This is a genomic window from Cytobacillus sp. S13-E01, from assembly GCF_029193815.1.
Classification (GTDB): domain Bacteria; phylum Bacillota; class Bacilli; order Bacillales; family Bacillaceae_L; genus Bacillus_BV.
Genome location: NZ_JARFVC010000027.1, coordinates 40,643 through 52,338, shown reverse-complemented (window position 1 = coordinate 52,338; position 11,696 = coordinate 40,643). Strand labels below are relative to the sequence as shown.

The window sequence follows — 11,696 nt, the reverse complement described above, 5'->3', positions numbered from 1 at the left end:
CCGGAGCACGTGTTTATCATGAAAACAGGCAATCATGTCATGCAAAAGACTTCCATAAATACTCGGAGGGTTTCTTTAAGGAATTACCAAAGGCCATCATTTCTACTAAGAAACAGCCACGTGAACATAGTATTGATACCTTTGTCCACACGTATCGAAAGGACCATCCAGATGAACATGTACCTTGTACGAAGACGGTTTATACGTTAATTGGTCAAGGCGTTCTATCTATCCGTAATATTGATTTACCAATGAAAACGCGGATGCGGCCACGAAAGAAACAACCTTCTGAGCCAAAAGGTAAAAATACAAAACATCTCGGTCGAAGTATAGAAGAAAGAGACGCCTCTGTACTTTCACGAGAAGAAACTGGTCATTGGGAAGTTGACCTGGTAATTGGTAAAAAGACAAAAGGAGAACCAGTTATTTTGACAATGGTTGAGAGGAAATCTCGCTTCCTCTTGACGAAAAAGATTTGGGGTAAAGATGCGGAAACAGTTCAAGCTGCAACCTTACAATTGATGAAGAAACATGGATTAGAAGATTTCAAATCACTTACAACTGATAATGGATCAGAGTTTTCTACACTTTCTCTTATTGAAGAAAAAGAACCAGCAGTACAAGTGTTCTTTACGCACGCTTTTGCTTCATGGGAAAAAGGCACAAATGAGCGACACAACGGACTTTTAAGGGAGTTCATACCAAAAGGAGAGTCACTAAGGACTCTTACTTATAGCGACTTACAAATGTACACAGACGCTATTAATAATCGACCTAGAAAAATACTAGGCTACCAAACACCTGGGCAATGTATAGATCGTGAACTACATAGTGTAGCTTAATTTTTCCTTTTGTTGGTCAGATAGAATAAGTCTTGGAGGAGAGTTTGTCAAGAGCCGCTACGCTCTTCCTCTTGACAAACTCTCCTCCAAGACTACAAAAAGCCATGCCAACAAAAGGAAAAAAATGGAGTGGGATATAAAACCCCCAATGATCAAAACCGGGATAAGTCCTTGATATAACTGCATTTTAAGAAAAATTGCTATCTTATAGGTTTTTTATAAAAAATTATGCATTTAGTATTGCAATTTAGCTTTTTATTTAAGATGATAAAATGTTATAATTTTTCTATAAATCTTGTTGCATTCTGATGATCATCTATGATATTATAAAAAGCGTCGTTAAAAACGATTAAATATTTAGAGTCATTAGCTCAGTTGGTAGAGCAACGAGCAAAGCTTCTTGAATAAACGACGAGTTGTACTCATCGAGCTGCTGCTTGATTAAGCTTACTGAGAAGAGGACACATCCAAGTTCTATTTTAAACTTAGTAAACTTAAAAACACGAAGGAATTCTTCAGAGTCAAAATCGAGCTGCTGCTTGCATAATCATCCTGAGATTCTGACGTCTTTTAGCTGCTCTTAACATAAATTTTTAACAAGTCTTGATTACAAAGTATAAAACAAATAATATTTTAGAGCCATTAGCTCAGTTGGTAGAGCATCTGACTTTTAATCAGAGGGTCGAAGGTTCGAATCCTTCATGGCTCACCATTTTTTTAAAATGGCCCATTGGTCAAGCGGTTAAGACACCGCCCTTTCACGGCGGTAACACGGGTTCGAATCCCGTATGGGTCACTTTACTAATTTAATAGTTTTACATAAGGGTCCCGTCGCCCGGTTAGTCACTCAGAGGATTGCCAGTTCAATACTAGTCATGACAACCACTTATTTATCTAGCCTAAAAGGCTAGTTCATATAGATTATTTTTAGTAGATTAAACAAGTAGTTATATAGTTTTACATATTAATAGCCAATATTATACGGCTCAGTAGCTCAGTTGGTAGAGCACGATCGAATAAGCTTCCCTGAATAATCTTCAGAATTCTCATCGAGCTGCTCCTTGCATAAGCTCCCTGAGATGAGAATGAAGCTAACAGAGTATCATATATTACAAAGTAATGGACCAACAAACTTCTATACGGCTCAGTAGCTCAGTTGGTAGAGCACGATAGAATAAGTTTCCCTGAATAATCTTCAGAATTCTCATCGAGCTGCTCCTTGCATAAGCTCCCTGAGATGAGAATGAAGCAACAACGAATTATCCATTAACTAAATAATGGAATCAATATTAGTATACGGCTCAGTAGCTCAGTTGGTAGAGCACGATCGAATAAGCTTCCCTGAATAATCTTCAGAATTCTCATCGAGCTGCTCCTTGCATAAGCTCCCTGAGATGAGAATGAAGCAACAACGAATTATCCATTAACTAAATAATGGAATCAATATTAGTATACGGCTCAGTAGCTCAGTTGGTAGAGCAAAGGACTGAAAATCCTTGTGTCGGCGGTTCGATTCCGTCCTGAGCCACTATCATAAAGCGTGGTTGATGTTATCATCAATTACGCTTTATTTATTGTTTAGGACATTATAAAGTTGTAAGGTTGTGTATAACTTCGTGTCTTTGTCTATCTATGTCTAGCTCCAGGCGCCATCGGACCTGAGGTCATAAGCCTGTCTAGCTCCAGCGCCTAGAAACGAGGGGAAACTTCAACTCCTCCTACAGAAGCAAAGAACGCTTCTTTCGTCGGAGTCTCAGTTTTCTCGTTTCTGACCAAGGCGCTTACGCATTTCGAACAATCCGTCCGGAAGGTTAAAGAACAACCTTCCAGCCGGCTTGTCTTATGCTTGTCGCCGAAAGGCGGGCGCCCTGCGCTTTTGTTCTTTCATGCCCAAATAACTAGTTATCAAGTATGTAATATGTATCATATTCGCAATATTCGATATTAATTTACAATAAAACATACGAATATAGTCACTATTTAGACCTAAATATACACAATTATCGCTAGAATATGACAGTAATACTACAATTATGTTACATATAGCTCATACTACTATTCTATTTTTAACAATATATGATAAAGTATTTAAGTGTAGAATAATGTGAATATTGTCGATTATATCTTTTTCTCACAAGGTGAGATGAACGTACAGCACTAATGTCCGGCAGTAAGCCTTTGTATAGGAGGAAATACCGTGTTAAATAGGAAAGAAAAAAAGAATAATAGAAAAAAAACATTACATCCACATATTGCTTTAAAAAAATTTGCAATAGCAGCTTCGGCCTTCGCAACTCTAACATTTGGGACAATTTCGGTGGGGGCTAATGATGATGGTGCAATTAGCACTGTGTATCATGTATATATAAAAGGTGAACGAGTTGGTATTGTTGATAGTAAAGACATAATTGATAAAGCTGTAGACAAAAAAATAGATCAAATAGAGAAAGAATATCAAGGGCTTGAATTAACGGCAGATGGGCTTACATATATAGCAGAAAAGACATTTAGACCTAATCCAGACAATGAAAAAATAGCTGCAAGTATCGCATCAAAGGTAGATATCGTAACTGAAGCTGCTGCTTTAGTAGTAAATGGAGAACCTGTTACATATTTAGCAAGTCCAGAAGATGTAGAGAATGTTATTCAACAGTTAAAATTAAAATATATTTCAGCAGAAGCTTTACAAGAAGTGGAATCTAGAAAACTAGCTAACACTGAAACTCCTCAATTAAAAGAGGGTGAATCTTTAATAGTAGACGTGTTATTAACTGCAAATGTTACAAGTGTTGCTAAAAATATTTCGCCTGCTTCTATATTAACGGTTGATGAAGCAGTAAGATTATTACAAAAAGGTACTCTTGAAGAGAAGAAGTATGCTGTAAAAGAAGGAGATGTCCTTGGAGGAATTGCAATTGCGCATAACTTATCTACCAAAGAACTTCTCTCACTAAATCCAGGTCTTACCGAAGATTCTTTAATTAAAATTGGTCAAGAATTAAATGTAACTGCATTAAAATCATTTGTGGATGTTATTATCGAAGAAAAACAAGTAACTAAAGAAATGATTCCTTTTCAAAATGAAACAATAGAAAACTCGGAAATGTTTAAAGGTGATAAGAAAATTAAACAAGAGGGTCAAGATGGCGAAAAAATAGTAAATTATACGGTTCAAAAAGTTAACGGACAGGTTTCTAAACGTGAGGTCATTGAAGAAAAGATAATAAAAGAACCTATTAATCAAATAGTTTTACAAGGTACAAAGGTTGTTCCTTCGCGTGGAACTGGTCAGCTTGCATGGCCAACGGCGGGTGGTTATATTTCTAGTAATTACGGGTATCGTTGGGGTTCATTGCACAAAGGCATAGATATCGCAAGACCAAATAATAGAACAATTATAGCACCAGACAATGGAACAGTTGTTTCAGCAGGATGGGACGGTGGTTATGGTTATAAAATAGTTATTAATCATAATAATGGTTTTCGTACTTTGTATGCACATTTAGCGTCTCTTTCTGTAAAAGCGGGACAAACTGTATCAAAGGGTCAAAAAATTGCAGTTATGGGTACAACTGGGAACTCCACTGGAGTACATCTTCATTTTGAAGTCTATAAAAATGGAAAACTACAAAATCCTTTGGATTTCTTAAATTAAATAATAACCTCTAGCTTACTGCTGGAGGTTATTTTTATTAATATAGGTCGTTCAATTAATATTGAGACAAAGGAAGTAAAAATGACTATTTGGCTTCATGTTACCAATGATAAATATAATTAGTCAGGGATAACGAATATTGGTAATACAATTACAAGAGTAGTCATGGTAAAGTAAAGGTAGAAACTAGTTACCTACGATACCAACATATTTATAACTTCATTTAAAGGGGAACGAAAAGATGAGTAAAGTAATTCTAGTTGTAGACGATGAGAAACCAATTGCAGATATATTACAATTTAATTTACAAAAAGAAGGATATACTGTTGTTTGCGCCTACGATGGAAATAGCGCAGTAGAAAAGGTTGAAGAGGTAAAGCCAGATTTGATATTGTTGGATATTATGCTTCCACATAAAGATGGGATGGAAGTATGTCGTGAAGTTCGGAAAAAGTATGATATGCCGATTATTATGCTTACTGCAAAGGATTCTGAGATCGATAAAGTATTGGGCCTTGAACTTGGTGCAGATGATTACGTAACAAAGCCATTTAGTACCAGGGAGCTTTTAGCAAGGGTTAAAGCAAACTTACGAAGGCATGCAAACAAAGAAGAAGCAAATGCAGATACAGGTGGATCGAATGATATTACAGTTGGTTCTTTAATTATTCATCCAGATGCTTATGTTGTATCTAAACGTGGAGAAACCATTGAATTAACCCACCGCGAGTTTGAATTAATGCACTATCTTGGAAAGCATTTAGGGCAAGTAATGACACGTGAGCATCTCCTACAGACGGTTTGGGGTTATGATTATTTTGGGGATGTACGAACAGTGGATGTAACAGTTCGCCGTCTTCGTGAAAAAATTGAAGATAGTCCGAGTCATCCAACATGGATTGTAACTAGAAGGGGTGTCGGATATTATCTCCGAAATCCAGATCAGGAGTAATGCTTTATGAGAAAAGTAGGCTTTTTTCGTTCGATTCATCTAAAGTTTGTTCTTATCTATGTTCTTTTGATTATTTTAGCTATGCAAATTATCGGTGTCTATTTCGTAGGACAACTTGAAAAACAGCTTGTTAAGAATTTTAAGGACTCTTTAAATGAACGAGTTGATTTACTTGCTTATAACATTCAACAAGAAATGGAAAAGGAACGAGATGAGAAAACTCCAACCTTAGAATATGATATTAAGTTGATATTAGAGGACTTTGTTTCAGATGATTTGTCATCTGAAGTCCGAGTAATTGATAATAAAAGTAGAGTAATAGGTACCTCTGATCCTTCTAATCAAAAAATTGTCGGGAAACGAACGAGCGAAATACGTGTTAAACGAGCTTTGCTCGTTGGAACGTATTGGGAAAAAGTATTTATTGAACCGAAGTCAAAACACCGCGTACACGTTTCTACAACACCAATCTTATCAAACAATGAAATAAAAGGTGCTATCTTTTTGGTTGCATCTATGGAAAATATCTACGAGGATATAAAAAAGATTAATAATATCTTAATTACAGGAACAGGAATTGCTTTAACTGTAACAGCTATACTTGGTATTTTTCTCGCTCAAACGATAACTCGTCCTATTTCAGCAATGCGAAAGCATGCTTTAGAGATGGCTAAAGGGAATTTTTCACGTAAAGTAAAAGTATATGGATATGATGAAATTGGTCAGTTAGCATTGACATTCAACACTCTAACCAAGAAGCTACAGGAAGCACAGGCAACAACAGAGGGAGAGAGAAGAAAGCTATCCTCTGTACTAACACATATGACAGATGGTGTTATTGCGACAGACAGAAAAGGACGAGTGATCCTTATCAATAAGCCAGCATTAAAAATGTTAAATGTTTCACGTGAAACAGTCATCGGCCAATCAATTCTGTCTATACTTGGTTTAGATCTACAGTTTTCTTTTGATCAACTTGTTAGTGAAAGGGACTCTGTTACTTTAGATTTTAGTACGAAAAATAAACCATTTATTTTAAAAGTGAACTTTTCAATTATACAAAAAGAAACAGGGTTTATAAATGGTCTAATTGCGGTATTATATGATATTACTGAACAAGAAAAAATCGATATGGAACGTCGAGAATTTGTGGCAAACGTATCACATGAATTAAGGACCCCACTAACTACAATGCGTAGTTATTTAGAGGCTCTTGCAGAAGGTGCTTGGAAAGATAAAGAGATCGCACCTCAATTTCTAAATGTGACGCAAACAGAAACAGAACGAATGATACGACTTGTAAATGATTTACTTCAGTTATCAAAATTAGATAGCAAAGACTATCGGCTTACAAAAGTCTGGGTTAACTTTACAGAGTATTATCATAAGATAATTGATCGCTTTGAAATGACAAAAGAACAATCCGTGACATTTACAAGGCTCTTACCAAAAAAAGAAATATTTATAGATATCGATCAAGATAAGATTACGCAAGTACTTGATAATATAATATCTAATGCAATGAAATATTCTCCTGAAGGTGGAAAGATCAAATTCTATCTTAAGGAACTAGAAGATAAAATTCAGGTAATTGTAACTGATGAAGGTGTAGGAATTCCAAAGGAAAACTTATCTTATATCTTTGAACGCTTTTATCGTGTTGATAAAGCAAGAACGAGACAACTCGGTGGTACAGGTTTAGGGCTAGCAATTGCTAAGGAAATGATAGAGGCACATGGCGGGGAAATTTGGGCGGAAAGTGAAGATGGTGTTGGAACAAAGATATACTTTACACTTCCCCTCGAGAATGAACAAGAGGATGAGTGGTCATGAAATATGAAGCGGGTAAATCAATAGTACTATCTATTTTAGTTATCATTAGTATTGTTTTAACATGGACTCTTTGGACATACTCACCAAAATATGATGAAATTGAGAACTCAGATTACTTTATTGATGTACCAATAAGTAATAAAAAAGAGAATACAAGCTTAATAAAACCGTCGAAAATTTTATTTCATAAGAGCAATGTCAATTATGGGACCGTAGATGAACTTGAAATCAATAAGATAATGAAAGAAATAAAAAAATGGGAGTTTTATGATCTGCGTAATAAATCACTCACCATTTCAAAGGAAGATTATATAAGGCAATTAGCTTATAGTGGAAGTGTTGAAGTTGAATTTCCAGATGATATACCGTTAAACTTATTTGATTCTATTATACAAATTGATGATCGTAACTTACCTGAGGTTTCTTTTAATCGTATCATATTTAACATTAATGAAAATCAAGATAATGAAGGAGTTATTCACTTTATTTCTAAAAACAATCAAGTAATTTATGAAGGAAGAGTAAAAGGTGAATATGTCCGTTCGTTTGAGCGAAACTACTATCATTTGTCTTCACAGTATCCCAAATATAAAGCTTTTATTATTACAGATACAAAGAGTATATATTTGCCAGAGCAGCCAACTACAATAAGTCGTGTACAATATTACACGGATACTATTGAGCCAGAAATGTTTAAAAATGCGCTTTTTACAAACCCTAATTTTGTGAAAAAGGATGAGTTTACTTACGGTGATGTTTATACAGATGGATCCAGGCTATTAAGGGTTGATCCAAGTAAAAAACTAATCCGTTATGTAAATCCAATCGGAAGAGAAGAAATTAGTCCGGCAAATGTAGACCTTATCCAAGATAGCATAGATTTTATTAACGATCATAGTGGCTGGACAGATAAATATCGCTTTTTTAGCTGGAATAAGTATGAACAAAAAACAGTCTTTAGATTATATTTTAAAAATATACCAATCTTCAATGTAAATGGTCTTACTGAAATTGAACAAGTATGGGGAAAGAATGAAGTAACTAGATATCAACGACCACTTTTAAAATTAGAATTACCAGTTGATATAGTTGAAATAAAATTGCCATCAGGCTATGAAGTATATAATACGTTAAAAGATAATCCCAATCTAAACCTAGATTTGATAGGTGACGTTTCGATAGGCTATGAGCTTAAGGAAGATCCAACAAGATCAAAAGTTGTGATCCTAGAGCCTATATGGAGCTATCTGTATGATGGAAGTTGGAAAAAGGTAGAGTTTCCGCAGCAAAATGATCTAGGAGGTAATGAAAGTGGATTGGAGTAAGACAAAGACCATATTTATCGTTACCTTTCTTATCCTAGATTTAGTATTAATCTATCAATTTATTGAAAAAAGGAGTTTAAGTCAGTTAGATTTAATCAGGGAAGCATCAATAGAGGAACAGCTTGAGACAGAAGAAATCACCTATGTTGAGCTCCCAAAGCAACCGGTTGAGGGAACATATATTAGTGGGAAGTCAAAGATATTTTTAAGTGAAGATATAAATCGTTTGAAGAACCAGGAGATAATCCTTGAAGATCCTACGATTCTTAGAGCTACTTTTACCGAGCCAATTAAGTTTACCGATACGAACTTTTCCTCAAAGCTTAATCAATTTTTAAAAGATCAAATAATTTCTGGAGAATCATATGTGTTTTGGGATTATAATGAAGATACAAAAACGATCATATTGTTTCAACAATATAACAATGATGTGTTTTATAACAACCCAAGGGGCCTATTAGCCATTTATCTAAACGATAATAACGAGATAGTTTCCTATATGCAAACCCTCTTAATGGAGATTGAAGAATATGATAATGAGGAGATACTTTCCGCCATTCAATCCCTAGAATATTTATATAGGACGGACTATTTAAAGTATGGAAGTAAAGTTACTAAAATTGAACTAGGTTATTATCCACTCGTGAATTTATCACAATCTCAATTTTTAACACCTACCTGGCATATTGTTGTTGATGATAAAACGGATTATTATGTAAATGCAATTGAGGGTCAAATAATAGAAATACAGGAGTGAATAATTATGAGTTTGCATTTTAGTGTGTTAGCAAGTGGGAGCACTGGAAATGCTTTCTATGTAGGAACGGATAAGCATTCTTTATTAGTTGATGCTGGTTTGAGCGGAAAACAAATGGAATTGCTTTTTAATGAAGTTAAGTGTGAGATTAAAAATCTATCTGGTATTCTAGTAACTCACGAACACAGTGACCATATTAAAGGTCTAGGAGTACTTGCAAGAAAATATAAATTACCAATCTATGCAAATGAAAAAACATGGTCAGCAATGGCGAGTTATATAGGGGAGATACCGCTAGACCAAAAGTTTATTTTTAAAATGGATACTGTACAAACCTTCGGTAATTTAGAGGTTGAGTCTTTTGGCGTGTCCCATGATGCTGCTGAACCGATGTTTTATGCATTTCATCATGAAGGTAAAAAGATCGTGCTATTAACAGATTCGGGCTATATAAGTGACCGCATGAAAGGTGTTACGAGTAATGCTGATATTTTTATTATAGAAAGCAATCATGATGTTGAAATGCTTCGGATGTGTCACTATCCATGGAATATTAAACGGAGAATTTTAAGTGATGTTGGGCATGTTTCCAATGAAGATTCTGCACTTGCATTAACAGATATGATAGGAGAAAGAACAAAACGAATTTATTTAGCACATTTAAGCAAAGATAATAATATGAAGGATTTAGCTAGGATGTCGGTTACCCAAACGCTAGAGAATAAAGGTTTTGTCACGGGTGAAAACTTTGATATATATGATACAGATCCTAAAATTCCAACAAAATTAGCATATGTATAGGTTGAAAAAATATAGGGTTTTAAGGTAAATTTAAGAAGTGACAGGTAATTCTTGGTATAAATAAAATGCAGGGCATCTGTTTAGATGGTACGCCCTGTGCAAATTTAAATACAGTCGTTCATTCACGAAAGGATTGGTGACTAGAATGGGGTATTACGATCAAGATTATGAACACCTACGACAAAGAAAGCAAAAGGGTAATCGTGGTGGTTGGTTTCTATCAGCCCTAGTTGGTGCCATTTTAGGTGCTTTTCTAATTATTATTTCAATGCCAGCACTATCAAAGTATGATTTACTACCTTATGACATGGATTTTTCAGACGAAGTAGAAGAGAATCAGCAGCAAACGACAGAACAAACATATCAAGATTTTCAAAAGAATGTCTCTGTCAATGTAGTGAGTGAAGTTACGAATGCTGTTGATAAGGTATCTGAAGCGGTTGTTGGTGTGGTTAATATTCAACAAGCTAGCTTTTGGTCCGAGGGTGGTACGCAGGAAGCTGGTACAGGCTCTGGTGTTGTTTATAGGAAAGCTGGAGATAAGGCTTATGTTGTAACCAACCACCATGTCATTGATGGAGCCAACCAAATTGAGGTTAGTTTAAGTGATGGAACTAGAGTGGAAGCAAAAGTGGTCGGAAGCGATCCTTTAACAGATTTAGCGGTATTAGAGATTGATGGAGAACATGTAACTATGATAGCAGAGTTTGGGAATTCTGATACAGTTCGTGCTGGTGAGCCTGTATTGGCCATTGGTAACCCGTTAGGTTTACGTTTTTCTGGTTCTGTCACTCAAGGAATTATTTCAGGAACAAAGCGTTCGATACCAGTAGATTTAGATGGGGATTCAATACCTGACTGGAATGCTGAGGTTTTACAAACAGATGCTGCAATAAATCCAGGTAATAGTGGTGGAGCATTAGTAAATATCGAAGGCCAAGTAATTGGGATAAACTCAATGAAAATTGCTCAACAAGCAGTAGAAGGCATTGGTCTTTCCATACCTACAAACATTGTTTCACCAATTATCGCCGACTTAGAGAAGTATGGTGAAGTTCGCCGGCCATACATGGGAGTAGGCTTAAAATCGCTTAGTGAGGTCTCAAATTATCATAAGCAAGAAACACTTCGTCTTCCAACTGATGTAACAGAAGGTATTGCCATTATAGAAATTGTACCTGTTTCACCAGCTGCCCAAGCAGGTTTAAAACTATATGATGTTATTGTCGAGTTAGATGGAAATAAAGTATCCGATGTTCTCGAGCTTCGTCAACATCTATATAACAAGTCAATTGGTGATACAATGGAAGTGAAATTCTACCGTGAAGGAAAAATTCAAACTGTAAATATGAAATTAGCAAAAGAATCATTATAAGGATTGAAGAACAGGGGAAAGTAACAATAATCCTCTGTTCTTTTTATATTTCTGTATAAAGTATCTTTTGTATTGTGGATAAAAAACTTGTTTGAATTTGTCGGAAGTTATAGGTATTATGAAATTGTTAACAGAGAATTAGAACTTTTCCACAGT

General features: G+C 35.3%; 8 protein-coding genes and 3 tRNA genes. All 11 read left to right on the top strand.

Annotated elements, in window-relative coordinates; translation table 11 throughout:
- A partial coding sequence (locus PY093_RS15455) for an IS30 family transposase (protein ID WP_275646750.1) occupies positions 1 to 842 on the top strand: 842 nt, incomplete at its 5' end.
- A gap of 636 nt (positions 843 to 1,478) precedes the next feature.
- Positions 1,479 to 1,554, top strand: a tRNA-Lys gene (locus PY093_RS15450).
- 12 nt (positions 1,555 to 1,566) lie between these two features.
- A tRNA-Glu gene (locus PY093_RS15445) sits at positions 1,567 to 1,638 on the top strand.
- A 659-nt stretch (positions 1,639 to 2,297) separates the two neighbouring features.
- Positions 2,298 to 2,370: transfer RNA gene (locus PY093_RS15440), tRNA-Phe, on the top strand.
- 669 nt (positions 2,371 to 3,039) lie between these two features.
- Positions 3,040 to 4,497 carry a M23 family metallopeptidase gene (locus PY093_RS15435; protein WP_275646749.1) on the top strand — a complete coding sequence of 486 codons (1,458 nt, stop codon included), beginning with the start codon at positions 3,040 to 3,042 and terminating at the stop codon, positions 4,495 to 4,497.
- 241 nt (positions 4,498 to 4,738) lie between these two features.
- Positions 4,739 to 5,449, top strand: a complete 711-nt coding sequence (gene yycF, locus PY093_RS15430; protein ID WP_275646748.1) for a response regulator YycF — start codon at positions 4,739 to 4,741, stop codon at positions 5,447 to 5,449.
- Positions 5,450 to 5,455: 6 nt separating this feature from the next.
- Positions 5,456 to 7,282 (top strand): cell wall metabolism sensor histidine kinase WalK, encoded by a 1,827-nt coding sequence (gene walK / locus PY093_RS15425; RefSeq protein ID WP_275646747.1) that lies wholly within the window; start codon positions 5,456 to 5,458, stop codon positions 7,280 to 7,282.
- On the top strand, positions 7,279 to 8,607 hold the full coding sequence (locus PY093_RS15420; protein ID WP_275646746.1) for a YycH family regulatory protein: 1,329 nt from the start codon (positions 7,279 to 7,281) through the stop codon (positions 8,605 to 8,607). The genes walK and PY093_RS15420 overlap by 4 nt, the downstream gene beginning before the upstream one ends.
- Positions 8,588 to 9,364 (top strand): two-component system regulatory protein YycI, encoded by a 777-nt coding sequence (locus tag PY093_RS15415; RefSeq protein ID WP_275646745.1) that lies wholly within the window; start codon positions 8,588 to 8,590, stop codon positions 9,362 to 9,364. The genes PY093_RS15420 and PY093_RS15415 overlap by 20 nt, the downstream gene beginning before the upstream one ends.
- A 6-nt stretch (positions 9,365 to 9,370) precedes the next feature.
- Positions 9,371 to 10,165, top strand: coding sequence for an MBL fold metallo-hydrolase (locus tag PY093_RS15410; protein ID WP_275646744.1), 795 nt, complete (start codon positions 9,371 to 9,373; stop codon positions 10,163 to 10,165).
- A 145-nt stretch (positions 10,166 to 10,310) separates the two neighbouring features.
- Positions 10,311 to 11,540, top strand: a complete 1,230-nt coding sequence (locus PY093_RS15405) for a S1C family serine protease (RefSeq protein ID WP_275646743.1) — start codon at positions 10,311 to 10,313, stop codon at positions 11,538 to 11,540.
- Positions 11,541 to 11,696: the final 156 nt, after the last annotated feature.